Here is a 16,800-nt window from a genome sequence, read left to right as displayed (position 1 = left end):
TAAGGTGCCTGCATGGATTCGCGCAACATTCGCCTGGCAGTCATCCCCGGGGACGGGATCGGAGTCGAGGTCGTCACCGAGGCCCTGAAGGTCCTCGAAGCGGTCGGCACGAAGGTGGAGACCACCACCTACGACCTCGGCGCCAAGCGGTATCACAAGACCGGTGAGACCCTTCCCGACGCGGTCCTGGACGAGCTGCGCGGATACGACGCGATCCTGCTCGGTGCGATCGGCGACCCCAGCGTGCCCCCGGGCATCCTGGAGCGCGACCTGCTGCTCAAGCTCCGCTTCGAGCTCGACCACTACGTGAACCTCCGCCCGGTCAAGCTCTTCCCCGGCGTCGAGACCCCGTTGGGCAAGGCCCGTCCCGAGGACATCGACATGATCGTCGTCCGCGAGGGCACCGAGAGCCTCTACGCGGGAGCCGGTGGCGTGCTGCGCCGGGGCACCCCGCACGAGGTCGCCACGCAGGAGTCGCTGAACACCGCCTTCGGCGTCGAGCGGGTCGTCCGCTACGCCTTCGACAAGGCGCTCAGCCGGCCGCGCAAGAAGCTGACGCTGGTCCACAAGACCAACGTGCTCACCTACGCCGGTGACCTCTGGGCCCGCACCTTCGACCGGGTCAGCCTGGAATACCCCGACGTCACGACCGACTACTGCCACGTCGACGCCGCCTCGATGTTCTTCGTCACACAGCCGGAGCGCTTCGACGTGATCGTCACCGACAACCTCTTCGGCGACATCATCACCGACATCGGCGCCGCCGTCGCCGGCGGCATCGGCCTGGCGGCCAGCGGCAACGTCAACCCCGACCGCACCGCGCCGAGCATGTTCGAGCCGGTCCACGGCAGCGCCCCCGACATCGCGGGGCAGGGCAAGGCCGACCCGACCGCGACGATCTTGTCGGTCGCCATGCTCCTGGACCACCTCGGCCTGACCGCCGAGGCCGCCAAGGTCGAGCAGGCCGTGGCCGACGACCTCGTCGAGCGGCTGACCGGCTGGGCCGGCCGGACCACCCACGAGATCGGCGACGACATCACCGCCCGAGTAACCGGCTGACCAAGCCGCCTCCCCGATCCCAGACGCGCCCGGCGGCTCATGTGAGCCGCCGGGCGCGTCTTCGTTTACCCCGGCAGTGCCGGGTTTCGACATGGATGCAGTAGTTTCCCGTTACCCGGTCCATCGCAGAATGGACTCACGGGCAGACCGCCACAAGAGAAGGATCTCCGTCATGACCACCGCTCAGAAGCTCAGCTTCGACGTGCAGCTCTCCGACCACGCTCGCACCGCAGCCGAGCGTGAGCGGGTACTGGCGGATCCCGGATTCGGGCAGACCTTCACCGATCACATGATCTCGATCGACTACACCGAGGGGGAGGGCTGGCACGACGCGCGGCTCATGCCGTACGGCCCGCTGAGCCTGGATCCGGCGACGGCGGTCTTCCACTACGCGCAGGAGCTCTTCGAGGGCCTGAAGGCCTACCGCCAGGAGGGCGGCGCGATCGCGTCTTTCCGCCCCTACGCCAACGCCGCCCGGTTCAACCTGTCGGCGGCGCGGATGGCCATGCCGGAGCTGCCCGAGGAGACGTTCGTCGAGTCGCTGGAGCTCCTCGTCCAGACCGACCGCGAGTGGGTCCCCACGACCCCGGGCCACAGCCTCTACCTGCGTCCCTTCATGATCGCCACGCAGCCCGCCCTCGGCGTCAACTACCCTTCCCGGACCTACCGCTACATGGTGATCGCCTCCCCGGCGGCCGCCTACTTCGGCGCGGGCAGGCCCGTCTCGGTCTGGCTGTCCACCGAATACACCCGCGCCGCCCCCGGTGGCACCGGCTTCGCCAAGTGCGGCGGCAACTACGCGGCGGCCTTCGTCGCCCAGCGCCAGGCCGTCGAGCAGGGCTGTGACCAGGTGGTCTGGCTCGACGCGAGCGAGCACCGCTACGTCGAGGAGATGGGCGGGATGAACCTGTTCTTCGTCTACGGCGACCGCCTGCTCACTCCGGCCCTCACCGGCACGCTCCTGCCCGGCATCACCCGCGACTCGATCCTCTCCCTCGCCTCCGACCTGGGCCTGACCGCTGAGGAGGGGCGCCTGTCGATCGAGGAGTGGCAGTCGGGCGCCGAGTCCGGCGAGCTCACCGAGGTCTTCGCCTGCGGCACCGCGGCGGTCGTGACCCCGGTCGGCTCGGTCAAGGGCGCCGACCGCGCCTGGACGATCGGCGACGGCACCCAGGGCCCCGTCACCTCCAGGATCCGCGAGGAACTGGTCGGCATCCAGTACGGCTCCCGCCCCGACGCGCACAGCTGGGTCCACAAGATCTGCTGACCCGGACACGAGAAGAGCCCGGCCTCCCACCTGGCCGGGCTCTCCTCGCGGGAAGTCCTACGTCCCGGGCAGACCGTCGGTGTCGATGGTCAAGTTCCACGGCTCCGGCAGGTCGAGAGAGCCGCCGAGCTTGACGATGACCTCTCGCTGGTACCCCTTCTGGCTGGGGCGGCTGAGGAGCCGCACCTGCTCGTCGAAGGCGTCGACGACGAGATAGAGCGGCACGCCCGCCTGTGCGCAGCCCTGCGGCTTGATGACGTGATCGTCGTTGCTGCTGCTCGGGGAGACCACCTCCACCACGAGTAGGGTGACGTCGCCGTAGACCTCGTTCTTGTCCCACATCCTGGGATTGGGTGGCACGACGGTGAGATCAGGGCGGTATCGATCGGCCTGTGGGCCCAGGTGGAGCTTGATGTCGGGCCAGATCTTCCAGCCCCGCTCGGTCACGATGCCGACGAGCTGGGTGATGAGCCAGAAGACGATGTCGTTGTGGCTGTCGGTTGGCAACTCCCTCACCACGATCCGGCCGTTGATGAGCTCGACGCGCCGGTCGGGCAGACTTTCGCACATCTCAGGCAGCCGTCTCGCGAGCTCGTCGCGGAGATCCTCATGCGGTGGATCCGCGGTCGGTCGATCCAGAACTTTGGCCATGGTCTCATCTTCCCCTCCGCGCGGGTGGGCGCAACGTGTTTGACACGCAACTCAAAGTAACCGTAAAGATTTGCGTCCGCCCGCGATTCGGGGAACTTCTCGTCAGTGCTTTCGAATCATGGTGAGCCCGTCGGCGATGGGGAGCATCAGCGAGGTGACGCGGCCGTCGGCCATGACCATGTCGTTGAACTCGCGGATGGCGCGGGTGTCGTCGTCGTCGACAGTGGGGTCGGCGACGTGCCCGTTCCACAGGGTGTTGTCGACGAGGATCAGGCCGCCCGGGACCAGGCGGGACAGCAGGATCTCGTAGTAGACGGGATAGCCGGCCTTGTCGGCGTCGATGAACGCCAGGTCCACCTCCTGTCCGGCGGGCAGCTCCTCCAGGCGCTCGGCGGCCGGGCCGATCCTGAGCTCGACGCGGTCGGCGACCCCGGCCTTGTCCCAGTAGCGCTGGGCGATCGCCGTCCACTCCTCGCTGATGTCGAAGCAGGTCAGCCTGCCGCCGGGGGCCAGGCCCCGGGCGAGGCAGATGGCGGAGTAGCCGGTGAAGGTGCCCACCTCCACCGCGTTCCGCGCCCGGCTGAGCTGTGTGATCATCGTGAGGAACGGCCCCTGGTCGGGGGCGAGCTGCATGACCGCCCTGTCGCCGGTGGCCTCGCGGGTCTCCATGGCGAGCGCGTCGAGGACGTCGTCCGGCTGGGTGGTGTGCGCGATCAGGTATTGCCCGATGGCCGGAGCCAGATAGGTCGCCTTCATGCGGGCCATTCTCGTCACCGACGGCCGATCCGCGGCAGAGGCTCGCGCGGGAACCGGCGAGCCGTACATCTCGGATCCTGAGATCGATGTGTCAAATGGTGTCAGCGTATGGCAGACTCCGAAGCATCATGTTCTACGGTCTGCTCATTATCGGCAGGCGCGCTGGCTGAAAAGGGACACCGCCAGCGCGCAGACCTCTCACGTCCGTGAGGGGTTTTTTTGTTTCTCAGAGCCGGATGAGCGCGCGGCGAATCATCGAACCCGCGACAGGAGACTGACATGCCCGACGACCGCTTCCATGTGTACGACACCACGCTCCGTGACGGTGCCCAGCAGGAGGGCCTCAACCTCACGGTGGTCGACAAGCTGGCCATCGCGCGCCACCTGGACGGCCTCGGCGTCGGGTTCATCGAGGGCGGCTGGCCCGGTGCGAACCCGAAGGACACAGAGTTCTTCAGGCGGGCTCAAACAGAGCTCGACCTGAAGCACGCGCAGCTCGCCGCGTTCGGCGCGACCCGCCGAGCCGGTGTGAAGGCAGCCGACGACCCGTTGGTGGCCGCCCTGCGCGAATCCGGCGCGCCGGTCGTGACCCTTGTCGCCAAGAGTCACGACCGGCACGTGGAGCTGGCCCTCCGCACGACTCTCCAGGAGAACCTCGCGATGATCCGCGACACGGTCTCCCACCTCCGTGCGGAGGGACAGCGGGTCTTCCTCGACGCCGAGCACTTCTTCGACGGCTACGCCTCCAACCCAGCCTACGCGCTGGAGGTCCTGCGCACCGCCGCCGAGGCCGGAGCCTCGGTCATCGCCCTGTGCGACACCAACGGCGGCATGCTCCCCGACGAGCTCGCCGAGGTCGTGCACGCGGCCGTGCAGACCTCCGCCCGGGTCGGCATCCACTGCCACGACGACACCGGCTGCGCGGTGGCCAACACCCTGGCCGCGGTGAAGGCGGGCGCCACCCACGTGCAGGGCTGCGCCAACGGGTACGGCGAGCGGTCCGGCAACGCCAACCTCTTCACCGTCGTGGCCAACCTCCAGCTCAAGCGGGGCTTCGACCTCGTCCCGCGGGAGGCGCTGGCCGACATGACCCGGATCGCCCACGCGATCACCGAGGTCACCAACGTCACCCCGAACTCCCACGCCCCCTATGTGGGCGTCTCCGCCTTCGCGCACAAGGCCGGGCTGCACGCCAGCGCCATCAAGGTGGACCCCAACCTCTACCAGCACATCGACCCGGCGCGGGTCGGCAACGACATGCGCATGCTCGTCTCCGACATGGCCGGTCGCGCCTCCGTCGAGCTCAAGGGCCGCGAGCTGGGCTACGAGCTGTCGCCGGAGATCTCGCGCGAGCTGGTCAACCGGGTCAAGGACATGGAGTCCAAGGGCTACACCTTCGAGGCCGCCGACGCCTCCTTCGAGCTGCTGCTCCGCGACACCGTGGCGGGCGAGCGCAGGCGCCACTTCGAGGTGGAGTCCTGGCGGGTGATCGTCGAGCGGACCCGCGGCGGCGAGCTGGTCAGCGAGGCCACGGTCAAGCTGCACGCCAAGGGCGAGCGCATCGTCGCCACCGGCGAGGGCAACGGCCCGGTCAACGCCCTGGACAGGGCCGTCAGGCTGGGGCTGGAGAGGCTCTACCCCGAGCTGGCGGAGGTCGAGCTGACCGACTTCAAGGTGCGGATCCTGGAGGGCACCCACGGCACCGACGCCATCACGCGCGTCCTCATCACCTCCAGCGACGCGACCGGCGAGTGGGCCACCGTCGGCGTCGACGAGAACATCATCGAGGCCTCCTGGCAGGCCCTTGAGCAGGCCGTCACCTATGGCCTGGTCCGGGCGGGCCACGTCGCCGACTGACCCGGTCCCCGTGGGGTACGGCGGCGGCCGTACCCCACGGATCTTCGGAGGAGGACCTCAGGAGAGGTCGGAGCCGCTGACCCGGAAGCTGACCGAGCCCTTGGACGTCTCCAGGCTCACCTTGCCTCCGGCGCAGGAGAGCGAGGGCTTGTCGGTGCCCGGCACCACGACGGTCAGCAGCGAGTCGGGCGAGGCGGGGGAGACGACCGCGGGGGCGGCCTGCTTCTGCAGGTAGGCGGGGGAGACCCAGCCCTGGTAGGGGCTCTGCCCGCCGCGGACCACCTTCAGCCCGCTCACCGGCTTGCAGGAGGGCATCGCCACCTGGACCAGCGTCGCCTTCCAGCCCACCTTGTCCTTGACCACGACCTGGCCGCCGCTGTTCGACACGGTGGACAGGTCGGGGGCGAAGTGCCAGAGGTTACGGATCCGGGAGCCCCGGGGGACCGTGTCGAGCACGGCCATCACGTCCTCCTCGTGGTTGACCAGCACCGAGCGGGTCCTGGGCACGCCGTAGGCCCTGTCGGTCAGCCGGTAGCTCTGCCGGCTCTCCCCGATCGAGGATTTACTCAGGGCGGTGGCCGTCTTGTTGCGGAACCCGGCGCCGACGACGGACGGGACGTTGTGCGCCTCCGGGGACATCGTCCAGCGGCGGTAGGCGTTGTTCTCGTAGGAGTGGAAGCCCACGTCGACCAGGACGTCGCGGCCCTGGGCGTAGTAGGTCACGCCGAGATGGTCCTCGTGGCCGTGATACTTCTGGCCGGGGCCGAAGCGGATGGAGTAGAACGCCGACTCGGGCTTGTCCCAGGCGGTGCGCCCGTAGACGTAGCCGTTGCCGAACACCCGCACGGTCTTCTTCGGGTGGTCGTAGCCGACCGGCCGCACATCCGCGCCGCCGTCCCCGATCGGGACCATGAACCCGTTGGGCTGGGTGGAGTGGGAGATGAAGTCCTCCAGCGACTCCCAGCGCCGGGTGATCTCGCCGGGCACCTTCCGGCCGCACGCCTTCATCCCGTCCATCGCGACCTTGAGCCGCTCGTAGACGTAGATCGCGTAGCGCGGGGCCTGCTCGCGCAGCGCCCCCTGGGAGTCGACGTCGAGCTTCACCGTCTCGGTCAGCCGCTTGACGGCGAGAGCGGACCACTTGCTGTTGCCGTAGCGGCAGCCGATGCCCAGCAGCGCGATGTCCTGGTCGATCCCGTGGTTGTGGCCCTTCTCGTACAGGCTCGGGTCGGACAGCATCTTGGCGTGCTCGGCCAGGCTGCCGGTCAGCCAGGACGCGCTGACGTGCTTGCTGAGGCAGACCAGCGCGGGGGCGCGCAGCGCGATCGGGTGCTCCTGCCAGGCGTACGGGCTGGTCCTGGCGCCTCGGCGGGGGTTGTCCGCCACCCAGTCCCTGGCGATCTCGGTGGCACGGGTCAGATAGGCCGCCTGCCCGGTCGTCTCGTAGTCGGCGACCAGGCGGCCCATCCAGCGCAGGGAGTGGAAGACCATGCTCCACGAGCGGTTGCGGTAGGGGTCGGTACGCCAGTTGACGTCCTTGCCGACCTTCACCGGGGCCAGATCCAGGAACTCCAGCTCGCCGTTCATGATGTCCGGAGCGGTCGGTGTCGCCGGTAACCAGTCGCCCTGGCACTCGGCCGTGCGTTTGACCTTGTCTGCGGCCTCCGCTGTGCCGACCGCCGCGCCGCAGGTCACGAGGAGGATGAACGAGAGGATGAGTGGTGTGGTGCGGCGGCGCACGCCATTTCCTTCCAGGCCAGACGAAGAGGGCGGATCATGCTGTCCGAATCACACCAAACCGGTCAAGCCGGATGAGTCTCTTCCAGGAGATCGTTAGCAACTAGATGCGTGCCGGGCGTTTAGGGCCCTCAGGCGCGTCCCCGGGTGCTGGCCCAGATGTTCGGGCGCGGCAGGGGCTCGCCGGACCTGACGGCGCCGGCCCACTCGGCGGTGGTGGCCACCGAGGCGAAGTTGGAGTCCATCACCACCAGCACGTTGTGGTGCAGTTCCTCGGCCGTCACGCTGCCCGCCCGGTTCGACAGGGCGAGCGTGCCGGTCGCGTCCGACAGGAACTCCACGGCCATGCCCCGGTGGAAGGCGTCGCGGGCGGTCGATTCGTCGCAGTTCTGGGTCATGTATCCGGCGACGGTCAGCGTGTCGACCCCCTGGGCGTCCAGCCACCCGGCCAGATCGGTCCTGGCGAAGGACGAGGCCATCGTCTTGTCCATCAGGTGGTCGTACGGCCTGCGCGCCACCTCCTCGTGCAGCTCCCAGGAGTGGCCGCCGGTGGCGAACAGCGGGGACTCGGCGGGCGCGGAGTGCCTGACCACGATCACCGGGACGCCGTGCTCGCGCGCGGTGTCCATGGCGGTGAGGATGTTGGCCAGGCTCTCCTCGCGCGGGGGATGGGTGATGGGCAGGGCACCGGTGAAGTACTCGTTCTGGACGTCGATGACGATCAGTGCTCGTTTCATGCCGCCAGCCTGGCGGAGCGGGCCGCGGGGATGTGAGGGTCCTTCCGGCCATCCACCGCGACGATCAGGCCAGTTCGGGGACGGCCCGCCGCTCCGCGGGGAGATCCGGCGCGCCGGGTCCGCCGAAGGTCTCCCGGTAGGTGGTGGGGGAGACCCCGACCTGGCGGCGGAAATGGGGCCGCAGGGCCACCGCCGAGGCGAAGCCGGCGCTGCGGGCCACCCGCTCGACCGGCTCCCGGGTCGTCTCCAGCAGCCGCTGGGCGTGCAGGACCCGCTGGTGGAGCAGCCACTGGGTGGGCGTGGTGCCGGTGACCTGACGGAAGCGCCGGTCGAAGGTGCGGCGGCTCATCAGGGCGCGGGCGGACAGGGCGTCCACGGTGAGCTCCCGGTCCAGATGGCGCAGGGCCCAGTCGAGGGTCTCGCCGAGGGGGTCGCCGTCGGCGGGGGCCGGCACCGGGTGGTCGATGTACTGCGCCTGGCCGCCGGCCCGGTGCGGCGGCACCACCAGGCTCCTGGCGATGTCGTTGGCCATCTGCGAGCCGTACGTCCGGCGGATGAGGTGCAGGCAGAGGTCGATGCCGCCGGCGCTCCCCGCGGAGGTCAGGATGTCGCCCCCGTCCACGTAGAGCACATCGGGTTCGACCTGGATCCGCGGGTACGCCGAGGCGAGCAGCGGGGCGTAGCGCCAGTGCGTCGTGGCCGTGCGCCCGTCCAGCAGGCCGGCGGCGGCGAGGACGAACGTGCCGAGGCAGAGGCCGACCACCGTCGCCCCGCGCTCGTGGGCCCGGCGCAGCGCCTCCAGCGCCTCGCGCGCCGGCGGGCGGCCGAGCGGCCGCCGCCAGGTCGGCACGATCACCAGGTCCGCCTCGTCCACGGCGTCCAGGCCGTACGGCGCGGCGAGGGCGATGCCGGCGTCCGTGCGGACCGGGCCGCCCTCGGCGGCGACCGCGCGCACGTCGAACTCCGGCAGGCCGCCCCGCCGCTCCCCGAAGACCGCGATCGGCACCGAGGCCTCGAACAGCGGGATCTCGTCGAACAGCACCACCGCGACCGTCGTGAACCCCATGGCGGGATCCTATCGACGGTTGGCTTCCCGGCCACTCGCGGGCCGTTCCCCGCCGGGAGAGGCTGGCCCCATGAGATTCGCCGACATCGTGATCCCCGACACCTCCGCCACCCGTGGCGCGCTGGAGGTCGCCACCGCCTACTGCTCACCCGCCCTGCTCAACCACTCGGTGCGGGCCTACCTGTGGGCGGCGGCCTACGCGGGGATGAACGGCATCGCCTTCGACGCCGAGCTGCTGTACGTCTCGTCGATGCTGCACGACATCGGCCTGGTGAAGGAGTTCGACAGCCACACCGTGCCGTTCGAGGAGGCCGGAGGGCATCTCGCGTGGGTCTTCGCCGCCGGGGCCGGGTGGCCCGTCGAGCGGCGCGTGCGCGCCTCCGAGGTGATCGTGCGGCACATGTGGGACAAGGTGGATCTCGCCGAGGATCCCGAGGGCCACCTCCTGGAGCTGTCCACCGCCCTCGACATCTCCGGCCGGCGGCCGGAGGACTTCCCTGCCGGGCTCCGGGCCGAGGTGCTGGAGCGCTACCCGAGGCTGGGGCTCGGCGAGGAGTTCATCGCCTGCTTCAGGGACCAGGCCGAGCGCAAGCCGGACAGCCTGGCCGCCACGTTCGTCCGGGGCGGCGTCGCCGACCGCATCCGGGCGAACGCGCTGGACGGCTGACGGGCCGCCACGGGACGCCCGCGCGGCGGGGCGGGGACATCCGCGCGGCCCGGTGCGGGATGCCCGCGCGGCCGCCACGGGACATCCGTGCCGCCGGTGCGGGATGCTCGCGAGGCCTGCACCGGACATCCGCGCCGCCGGGCCGGGGCCCGGCCCGGCACGGATCAGGTCAGGAGCCGGAGGCGGGGCCGGTGCTCTGGACGACCTCGAACGACCAGAGCTGGGCCCCGGTCGCGGCCGGCCCCTGACCGTGGCCGTGCCCCTGGCCGGCGGCCTGGCCGTGGCCGTGCCCCTGCTCCTGGCCGCCGGCCTGGGCGTGGCCCTTCTGGAAGGCCTGGCTGTCGGTCCAGCGCTTGAAGTCCTCCTCGGACCGCCAGCGGGTGTAGACCATGTATTGGTCGGTGCCCTCCACCGGGCGGAGCAGCTCGAACCACTCGAATCCGTCCGCCGACTCCACGATCCCGGCGCGTCCGGAGAAGCGGCGCTCCAGCTCCTCGCGCATCTCCGCCGGCACGGTCAGCACATTGATCTTGACAACGCTCATGTAACCCATCCTGCCCTACCGCCCCCCGCCGCACCGCGAGCGCCGCCTCCCCCGGCCACGCCGTCAGGCGACGGTCCTGCGGGAGCGTGGCGGCTCCTCCAGGCTCACCTGAGCGACGGCCGGGATGCGCTCGGTCTCCAGCGCCTGGCGCATGTGCGGGATGGCCACCCCGTCCAGCTGCTCGCGGATCGCGTTCATCGGGAGGCTCTCGGCGGCCACCAACCGCACCCGCACCTCCGGGTGTGCTTCGGTGCCGACCATCGCGGCGCTGGCGCCGAGGATCGCGGGGTGCGCGCGGACGTCGGCGGCCATCGCGTCGGCCACGCCGCCGGTATGGAGATCGGTGACCCCTCCGGGGCCGCTCGCCAGGCGGATGTCGCCCAGCCTGGCGCGCCGTCCCTGGACCAGCAGCCAGCGCAGGCCGAACAGGGCCAGCACGATCCCCCCGGCGGCGATCGCCCACCACAGCCACGGGTCGTAGCGGGTGAAGGCCTCGCGCACCGGGCCGTTGACGAGCGGCTCGCGGGCGGGTGCCCAGTTCTGCGGGAACGCGCCCGCGCCACGGGCGACCGTGAGGCCGCCCAGGGCCGTCAGCAGCAGCCCGATGATCAGCAGCCCCAGCCGGTTGCCCCTTGAGGTCCTCCTGTCCAAGGCGATCACCTTCCTCGCAGGTTCACGCGCACGGGATAGTCGTCCACCGGAGCGAGCGCGGTGATCCGGTCGGTGACGGCCAGCCGTACGGCCTCGGCCAGCCCGGTGGTGTCCCGCAGGTGGCTGCCGGCCGTCACCTGGGCGGTCTTGCCGTGCAGCCGCACCCGGGCGTGGTCGACGCCCTGGACCTGCCGGGCGGCGTGGGCCAGGGAACGGGTGAAGCCGCGGCGCTGCATGCCGATGACCAGGTCGGGGTCGCCGGTCCTCGCCGGGATGAACCTGGGCCGTCCGGGGACGAGCGCGAGCAGCACCAGCAGCAGGCCGAGCGCGGTGACCACGCTCGCGCCGAGCATCACCCGCGGGTCGTTCCACGGCGTCGAGGACGCCCAGCCCAGCATCCGGTCGTACGGCACCCAGCGCGCCGGGCGGCCGAACAGCGCGGAGATCGTCTCCACCGCGACCAGGACGCCGATCACGGTCATCAGGGCGGCCGTGATCACGGCGGGGACCACCCGGCGCGGACGGAAGGCCCTGTTCGCCGCCCGGTCCGCCGCCCGGTTCCTCGGGACTCCGGCGGGTGTGGGCGGTGGGGCCTGTTCCGTGAGCTCCGCGCCGGGTGCGGCCGGCGGCTCCGGTGCGGGACTCGACCCGGAGGTTCGGTGGGGCGGATCGGAGGTGGCCGTCATCGGCGGTCCTCTTCCCCGGACGGCATCACGCCGGTCACGTCGATGTCGACGTGGTCGACGTGCAGGCCGGTCAGCACGCTGACCCGGTCGGCGACGTGCCGCCGGACCGCCTCGGTGACCTGCCGGAGCGGAGCGGGATACTCCACCGACACGTCCAGTCTCAGCACCGTGAGATCTCCGTCCAGGGTGGCACGGGTGCGTTCTCCGAAGGTCAGCGGCCCCCGCTCGCGGACCTCCAGCACCCGTGCCACCTCCCGGGCCGCGCGCGCCGCGATGCGCGACACCACCCGCTCCGCGATGTCCGTCTTCCCGCGCCGCTCGGCCGGTACGGCGGGCCGTACCGGCCGGATGGGCGGGGCGGGCCGGGCCGCGTCCGCGGGTGAGGTGCCTCCCGGCCGCTGTGCCGGGAGACCGCGCACGTCCGCGGGCGCCTCGGTGGATGCGGCGCGGTGCTCGACCGGTGTGGTCATTGCCGCCTCACGCCCAGCCGGGACAGGTCGATCTCGCCGCTCTCGACGATGCGGCCGATGAGGAGCCCGACGGCGCCCAGGACGAGCACCAGAAGGAAGGCGCCGAGACCGCCGAAGGCCGCCGCGAAGCCCAGGACGATGCCGACGAACATGCCGACGACGCTCCATACGGGGAACTGGTTCATCGAATACCTCCGATATAGACGTTCACCGGACGGTCACCCACCAGCGGGGCGATCGCCGTCCGCACCTCTTCCGCGATCTCCGGCAGCGGCCGTCCCATCTGGACGACGATGGAGACCTCCACCTCGCCGTCGCGTAACGCGACGCCGGACACCCTCTCGCCGGGCAGGTAGGTCGCCACGGTTCCGAAGGGGCCGCCTGACAGGTCGGCGACATCGGGGCATCGCCGTACGGCGTCGGCGATCTCGTGCGCGAGGTCGCTCACCGGACGCGCGGCCCCTGCTCGGAGTCCTCCGCCCTCTCCTCGTCCTTCTCCTGGCCGGGCATGTGCACGTCGTCGACCTTGATGTTGACCTCGGTCACCTCAAGCCCGGTCATGCGCTCGACGGCCGTGATCACGTTGCGGCGCACGGCGGAGGCGACGTCCGGGATGGCCACGCCGTACTCGACCACCAGGTCGAGGTCGACGGCCGCCTGCCGCTCGCCCACCTCGACGGACACACCCTGGGTGACGCTCTTGTCGCCGCCGACCATGCCGCGGACCGCGCCGAGCGCCCGCGCGGTTCCGGCGCCCATGTTGTAGACGCCCGAGACCTCCCGGGCCGCCATGCCGGCGATCTTCGCTACGACCCCGCTGTCGATGCTCGTGTTTCCCTTGGGGGTGGCCAGCCCTCCCTGGCCTCCAGGGGCATCGGTCCGAGCCCGCGGCACCGGGTTCTCGTCGCCCTTCGGCACGTTCACCGTGTTGGCTTCGGTCACGTCGATTCCTTCCCCCGAGGGGAAGCCGTGTGCTTCCCCAATGCTGCTTACAGGGCGTAATACCCCCCATAAGAACAGCAACCGGGACATACCTTTTTGTGGGGAAATCCTGGATATGTGTAATAAGTCTGATTAGCGGCGCTTGTCCAAAGCCGCTCTGCCCCGGGAGCGCCGGGAAGGTGCGCGGCGCTCTCCGCGCGGCGCGGCGGCGCCGGTCCGCCGGGCGGCGGTCCGGCGGGACCCCGGGCGCGACTAGCCTTGTCGTGTGCGTATAGCGAGGTTCTCCACAGGTGAGGGTGTCGGATTCGGCGTGGTCGAGGGCGGACCCGGCGAGGAGTTCATCTCCGCGATCTCCGGCCACCCCTTCGGCCCGATCCAGTTCACCGGTGAGCGTTACTCGCTCTCGCAGGTCAAGCTGGTCGCGCCCATGTTGCCCAGCAAGGTCGTCGCGATCGGCAGGAACTACGCCGACCACGCCCGCGAGATGGGCGGAGACGTCCCCGACGAGCCGCTGGTCTTCCTGAAGCCCTCCACCTCGGTGATCGGTTCGGGGGAGGCCATCGCCTACCCGACGGGGCTGTCCCGGCGGGTCGACTTCGAGGGGGAGCTGGCCGTGGTCATCGGCAGGCTCTGCCGGGAGGTCCCCGCGGAGCGGGCCCACGAGGTCGTCTTCGGCTACACCTGCGCCAACGACGTCACGGCCCGGGACCTGCAGAAGAAGGACGTCCAGTTCACCCGCGCCAAGGGCTTCGACACCTTCTGCCCGCTCGGCCCGTGGATCCAGACCGAGCTCGACCCGGGTGACCTGGGCATCACCACGACGGTGAACGGCGAGATCAAGCAGAGCTCGCGCACCTCCAAGCTCATGTACGACATCCCGACGCTGATCGCCCACGTGAGCGCGGTCATGACCCTGATCCCCGGCGACGTCATCCTCACCGGGACGCCCGAGGGGGTCGGCCCGCTGGACGTCGGCGACGAGGTCAGCGTCGGCATCGAAGGAATCGGCACTCTCACCAACCGGGTGGTCTCCCGTGACTAGGGTTCGTTTCGCTCCCTCTCCCACCGGCATGTTCCACGTCGGCGGCGCCCGTTCGGCGCTGTTCAACTGGGCGCTGGCCGAGCAGTCCGGCGGCACGTTCGTGCTGCGCATCGAGGACACCGACGCCGCCCGCAACCGGCCCGAGTGGACCGAGGGCATCATCTCGGCGCTGGCCTGGATCGGCATCAACGGCGACAGCCCGTTCTTCGAGGGTCCCTACTTCCAGTCGGCCTACGAGGAGCAGCACCGGGAGGCGGCGGCCAAGCTGGTCGCCGACGGCCGCGCCTACTACTGCGTCTGCACCCGCGACGAGGTGAAGGCCCGCACCGGCTCGGAGCACAAGGGCTACGACGGCTTCTGCCGCGACCGGGGCCTGACCGAGGGCGCGGTCCGCTTCCGCACCCCGGACGACGGCGTCACCGTGGTCCAGGACCTGGTCCGCGGCACGGTCGAGTTCCCCAACGAGGCGATGGAGGACTTCGTCGTCGCGCGGGCCGACGGCTCCCCGCTGTTCGTGCTGGCCAACGTGGTCGACGACATCGAGATGCGGATCAGCCACGTGGTCCGCGCCGAGGAGCACCTGTCCAACACGCCCAAGCAGCAGCTGCTCTGGGAGGCGCTGGGCGTCGCCCCGCCCACCTGGGCGCACGTGCCGGTCATCGTCAACGAGAAGCGCCAGAAGCTGTCCAAGCGCCGCGACAAGGTCGCCCTGGAGTCCTACCGCGAGGAGGGCTACCTGGCCGAGGCCATGGTCAACTACCTCATGCTGCTCGGCTGGGGGCCGGGCGACGACCGGGAGATCATGCCCTGGGCCGAGATGGTGCCGCTGTTCGACCTGGCGAACGTCAACCCGTCCCCGGCCTTCTTCGACGAGAAGAAGCTCCGTGCCTTCAACGGCGAATACATCCGGGCGCTGCCGCTCGACACCTTCGTCGCCCGCTGCGAGCCGTGGCTGGACCCGAGCTGGGACCGGGAGACCTTCGCCAAGGTCGCCGAGCTCGCCCAGACCCGGATCGCGGTCCTGTCCGAGATCACTGCGAACGTGGACTTCCTCTTCCTGGACGAGCCCGTCTTCGACCAGGCGTCGTGGGACAAGGCCATGAAGAACGCCGCGGTGGAGATCCTCACCGGCTACCTCGCCCGTCTTGAGAAGGTCAACATGGACTCCGAGTCGCTCAAGAGCGCGCTGGAGGAGGTCGGCGCCGAGCACGGCCTCAAGCTCGGCAAGGCCCAGGCCCCGGTCCGGGTGGCCGTCACCGGCCGGACCGTCGGCCTGCCGCTGTTCGAGTCGATCGAGGCGCTCGGCCGGGAGCGTTCGATGGATCGGATCCGCGCCGCCCTCGCCAGGCTCCAGGGCTGAGACGCGACCGGACGGGGCCCGCGGCCGAGGGGGCGGAGCCGCCCGGCAGGCCGGGCCCCGCGACGAGCGCGAGCGTGAGGGCGGCTCCGGCCGCCATCGCCAGCCAGACGCCGGGGAGGCCGAGCGCGGCGCCGAGCGCGTAGGCGAGAGGGAGCTGGGCCGCGAGACCCGCCAGGGTGGCGACGAGCAGCCTGCTCCCCTTCCCGCTCGCCTGGAGCACCCCGCCGACGGAGATCAGCCCGCCGAACGGGACCAGGTAGAGCGTCATCCAGCGCAGGAAGCCCGCGGCCTCGGCGGCCACCGCCGGATCGCCGGTGAACAGGCCCGCCGCGGGCGTGGCGAGGGCGTTGAGCACCGCGGCGACGGCCAGGCCCGCCGCCAGGCCGTACCCGAGGACGGGTCCCGCGTCGCCGGAGCGGGCCGTCTGGATCATGGCGGCCTGGCGGAGCGCGTAGAAGGCCATCACCCCGGCCAGCATGATCTTCGTCCCGATGCCGTAGCCCGCCAGCGCCACGATGCCGAACCCGCCGACCACCTCCACCAGGACCATGCCGGCGAGGGACCGGGCCAGGAAGTCCCCGGCCATGGGCAGGCCGGTGCGGACGATGGCCACGGCGTCGGCGCGGTTGGCGCGCGCCGGACGGTCGCGGGGCGCCCGCCGGGAGAGAAGGGTCAGCGCGACGGCGAGCGTGACCGCCCGGGCCAGCACGGTCGCCGCGGCGGCGCCCGGCACGCCGAGGTCGAGCCCGTAGATGAACAGCGGGTCGAGGACGATCACCAGCGCGTTGCAGAGCAGGGCGGTGCGCATCGGGGTCGTGGTGTCGCCGCGTCCCTTGAAGATCCCGTCGGTCAGTGACTGGGCGAAGAAGACGGGGAGCCCGGCCAGTGAGATCAGGTAGAAGTCGGCGGTCAGGCCGGCCGTCACGGCGTCATCGGTGAAGAGCCGGGCGAGCGGCTCGCGGAGCAGTACGCCGGGGACGGCCACCGCCAGGCTGACCGCCGCCCAGAGCAGCCACGCCGTACGGATCACCGGTGTGATCGGTTCCTTGCCGTCGCGCCGGCCGACCAGGACGGTCGTGCCGGTCTGGACGGCGAGGATGACGCCCAGGGCGAGGTATTCGGTGGTGGTCGCCACCGTCACCGCGGCCACGGCCTGGCTGCCCAGGCCGGAGACCCAGAGCAGGTCGATCAGGCCGACCGCGACCACGGCGGTCAGCAACTCCACGTAGACGGGCAGGGCAAGGCGGATCAGTCGCATATTCATACCTCGTTTCGAGCTATCTCGTTTAGAGGTATAGCGATACGATG

At 70.7% G+C, this 16,800-nt stretch carries 19 protein-coding genes; 6 read left to right on the top strand and 13 right to left on the bottom strand.

Features of this window, described 5'->3' with window-relative positions; genetic code table 11:
• The first annotated feature begins 12 nt into the window (after positions 1-12).
• Positions 13-1,059 carry a 3-isopropylmalate dehydrogenase gene (locus tag SROS_RS38780; RefSeq protein WP_012894427.1) on the top strand — a complete coding sequence of 349 codons (1,047 nt, stop codon included), beginning with the start codon at positions 13-15 and terminating at the stop codon, positions 1,057-1,059.
• Between the two features lie 172 nt (positions 1,060-1,231).
• Positions 1,232-2,326 (top strand): branched-chain amino acid aminotransferase, encoded by a 1,095-nt coding sequence (locus SROS_RS38775; RefSeq protein WP_012894426.1) that lies wholly within the window; start codon positions 1,232-1,234, stop codon positions 2,324-2,326.
• Positions 2,327-2,383: 57 nt separating this feature from the next.
• On the opposite strand, the gene SROS_RS46565 is transcribed toward SROS_RS38775, so the two are convergent.
• Both SROS_RS46565 and SROS_RS38765 read right to left on the bottom strand, forming a co-directional pair.
• Complete coding sequence (locus SROS_RS46565) at positions 2,384-2,977, bottom strand: Uma2 family endonuclease (RefSeq protein WP_012894425.1); 594 nt, start codon at positions 2,975-2,977, stop codon at positions 2,384-2,386.
• A gap of 102 nt (positions 2,978-3,079) precedes the next feature.
• On the bottom strand, positions 3,080-3,742 hold the full coding sequence (locus SROS_RS38765) for an O-methyltransferase (RefSeq protein WP_425358624.1): 663 nt from the start codon (positions 3,740-3,742) through the stop codon (positions 3,080-3,082).
• Positions 3,743-4,012: 270 nt separating this feature from the next.
• Between SROS_RS38765 and cimA the strand changes: the two genes are divergently transcribed.
• Positions 4,013-5,590, top strand: a complete 1,578-nt coding sequence (cimA, locus tag SROS_RS38760) for a citramalate synthase (protein WP_012894423.1) — start codon at positions 4,013-4,015, stop codon at positions 5,588-5,590.
• 57 nt (positions 5,591-5,647) lie between these two features.
• Here the strand turns inward: cimA and SROS_RS38755 are convergent, their stop codons facing one another.
• The 3 genes from SROS_RS38755 to SROS_RS38745 form a co-directional block, all read right to left on the bottom strand.
• Complete coding sequence (locus tag SROS_RS38755) at positions 5,648-7,330, bottom strand: heparinase II/III domain-containing protein (protein ID WP_012894422.1); 1,683 nt, start codon at positions 7,328-7,330, stop codon at positions 5,648-5,650.
• 128 nt (positions 7,331-7,458) lie between these two features.
• Positions 7,459-8,064: a cysteine hydrolase family protein gene (locus tag SROS_RS38750; protein ID WP_012894421.1), complete on the bottom strand. Its 606-nt coding sequence runs from the start codon at positions 8,062-8,064 to the stop codon at positions 7,459-7,461.
• Between the two features lie 64 nt (positions 8,065-8,128).
• Positions 8,129-9,130 carry a helix-turn-helix domain-containing protein gene (locus SROS_RS38745; protein WP_012894420.1) on the bottom strand — a complete coding sequence of 334 codons (1,002 nt, stop codon included), beginning with the start codon at positions 9,128-9,130 and terminating at the stop codon, positions 8,129-8,131.
• A 70-nt stretch (positions 9,131-9,200) separates the two neighbouring features.
• On the opposite strand from SROS_RS38745, the gene SROS_RS38740 reads away from it, so the two are divergent.
• The gene (locus tag SROS_RS38740) at positions 9,201-9,797 is read left to right on the top strand and encodes an HD domain-containing protein (protein WP_012894419.1); all 597 of its coding nucleotides are present in this window, start codon (positions 9,201-9,203) and stop codon (positions 9,795-9,797) included.
• Positions 9,798-9,966: 169 nt separating this feature from the next.
• Here SROS_RS38740 and SROS_RS38735 read toward each other — a convergent pair whose 3' ends face one another.
• The 7 genes from SROS_RS38735 to SROS_RS38705 form a co-directional block, all read right to left on the bottom strand.
• On the bottom strand, positions 9,967-10,341 hold the full coding sequence (locus SROS_RS38735; RefSeq protein ID WP_012894418.1) for an antibiotic biosynthesis monooxygenase family protein: 375 nt from the start codon (positions 10,339-10,341) through the stop codon (positions 9,967-9,969).
• Positions 10,342-10,404: 63 nt separating this feature from the next.
• Positions 10,405-10,992 carry a hypothetical protein gene (locus SROS_RS38730; RefSeq protein ID WP_148269348.1) on the bottom strand — a complete coding sequence of 196 codons (588 nt, stop codon included), beginning with the start codon at positions 10,990-10,992 and terminating at the stop codon, positions 10,405-10,407.
• Positions 10,993-10,997: 5 nt separating this feature from the next.
• Positions 10,998-11,492, bottom strand: a complete 495-nt coding sequence (locus SROS_RS38725) for a DUF6286 domain-containing protein (protein ID WP_148269347.1) — start codon at positions 11,490-11,492, stop codon at positions 10,998-11,000.
• A 182-nt stretch (positions 11,493-11,674) separates the two neighbouring features.
• A complete protein-coding gene (locus tag SROS_RS38720) occupies positions 11,675-12,148 on the bottom strand; it encodes an Asp23/Gls24 family envelope stress response protein (RefSeq protein WP_012894415.1) in 474 nt (157 codons plus the stop codon).
• The gene (locus tag SROS_RS38715) at positions 12,145-12,333 is read right to left on the bottom strand and encodes a hypothetical protein (protein ID WP_012894414.1); all 189 of its coding nucleotides are present in this window, start codon (positions 12,331-12,333) and stop codon (positions 12,145-12,147) included. The genes SROS_RS38720 and SROS_RS38715 overlap by 4 nt, the downstream gene beginning before the upstream one ends.
• Positions 12,330-12,596 (bottom strand): Asp23/Gls24 family envelope stress response protein, encoded by a 267-nt coding sequence (locus SROS_RS38710; RefSeq protein WP_012894413.1) that lies wholly within the window; start codon positions 12,594-12,596, stop codon positions 12,330-12,332. The genes SROS_RS38715 and SROS_RS38710 overlap by 4 nt, the downstream gene beginning before the upstream one ends.
• Positions 12,593-13,090 carry an Asp23/Gls24 family envelope stress response protein gene (locus tag SROS_RS38705; protein ID WP_012894412.1) on the bottom strand — a complete coding sequence of 166 codons (498 nt, stop codon included), beginning with the start codon at positions 13,088-13,090 and terminating at the stop codon, positions 12,593-12,595. The genes SROS_RS38710 and SROS_RS38705 overlap by 4 nt, the downstream gene beginning before the upstream one ends.
• Positions 13,091-13,355: 265 nt before the next feature.
• Here SROS_RS38705 and SROS_RS38700 point away from each other — a divergent pair, with 265 nt between their 5' ends.
• Both SROS_RS38700 and gltX read left to right on the top strand, forming a co-directional pair.
• Positions 13,356-14,132, top strand: a complete 777-nt coding sequence (locus tag SROS_RS38700; RefSeq protein WP_012894411.1) for a fumarylacetoacetate hydrolase family protein — start codon at positions 13,356-13,358, stop codon at positions 14,130-14,132.
• 28 nt (positions 14,133-14,160) lie between these two features.
• Positions 14,161-15,492, top strand: coding sequence for a glutamate--tRNA ligase (gene gltX / locus SROS_RS38695; protein WP_043653815.1), 1,332 nt, complete (start codon positions 14,161-14,163; stop codon positions 15,490-15,492).
• Here gltX and SROS_RS38690 read toward each other — a convergent pair.
• The gene (locus SROS_RS38690; RefSeq protein WP_012894409.1) at positions 15,386-16,750 is read right to left on the bottom strand and encodes an MATE family efflux transporter; all 1,365 of its coding nucleotides are present in this window, start codon (positions 16,748-16,750) and stop codon (positions 15,386-15,388) included. The two genes, gltX and SROS_RS38690, sit on opposite strands and share 107 nt — an antisense overlap.
• Positions 16,751-16,800 lie beyond the last annotated feature (50 nt).

The sequence above is a fragment of the Streptosporangium roseum DSM 43021 genome (assembly GCF_000024865.1).
GTDB lineage: Bacteria > Actinomycetota > Actinomycetes > Streptosporangiales > Streptosporangiaceae > Streptosporangium > Streptosporangium roseum.
This window is presented reverse-complemented; position numbering and strand designations above follow the sequence as displayed.

Bases quoted from the DNA above. Each gene is read 5' to 3' on its own strand.
- SROS_RS38780 (WP_012894427.1), top strand. From the start codon at position 13: ATGGATTCGCGCAACATTCGCCTGGCAGTCATCCCCGGGGACGGGATC.
- SROS_RS38775 (WP_012894426.1), top strand. From the start codon at position 1,232: ATGACCACCGCTCAGAAGCTCAGCTTCGACGTGCAGCTCTCCGACCAC.
- SROS_RS46565 (WP_012894425.1), bottom strand. From the start codon at position 2,977: ATGGCCAAAGTTCTGGATCGACCGACCGCGGATCCACCGCATGAGGAT.
- SROS_RS38765 (WP_425358624.1), bottom strand. From the start codon at position 3,742: ATGGCCCGCATGAAGGCGACCTATCTGGCTCCGGCCATCGGGCAATAC.
- cimA (WP_012894423.1), top strand. From the start codon at position 4,013: ATGCCCGACGACCGCTTCCATGTGTACGACACCACGCTCCGTGACGGT.
- SROS_RS38750 (WP_012894421.1), bottom strand. From the start codon at position 8,064: ATGAAACGAGCACTGATCGTCATCGACGTCCAGAACGAGTACTTCACC.
- SROS_RS38745 (WP_012894420.1), bottom strand. From the start codon at position 9,130: ATGGGGTTCACGACGGTCGCGGTGGTGCTGTTCGACGAGATCCCGCTG.
- SROS_RS38740 (WP_012894419.1), top strand. From the start codon at position 9,201: ATGAGATTCGCCGACATCGTGATCCCCGACACCTCCGCCACCCGTGGC.
- SROS_RS38735 (WP_012894418.1), bottom strand. From the start codon at position 10,341: ATGAGCGTTGTCAAGATCAATGTGCTGACCGTGCCGGCGGAGATGCGC.
- SROS_RS38720 (WP_012894415.1), bottom strand. From the start codon at position 12,148: ATGACCACACCGGTCGAGCACCGCGCCGCATCCACCGAGGCGCCCGCG.
- SROS_RS38715 (WP_012894414.1), bottom strand. From the start codon at position 12,333: ATGAACCAGTTCCCCGTATGGAGCGTCGTCGGCATGTTCGTCGGCATC.
- gltX (WP_043653815.1), top strand. From the start codon at position 14,161: ATGTTCCACGTCGGCGGCGCCCGTTCGGCGCTGTTCAACTGGGCGCTG.
- SROS_RS38690 (WP_012894409.1), bottom strand. From the start codon at position 16,750: ATGCGACTGATCCGCCTTGCCCTGCCCGTCTACGTGGAGTTGCTGACC.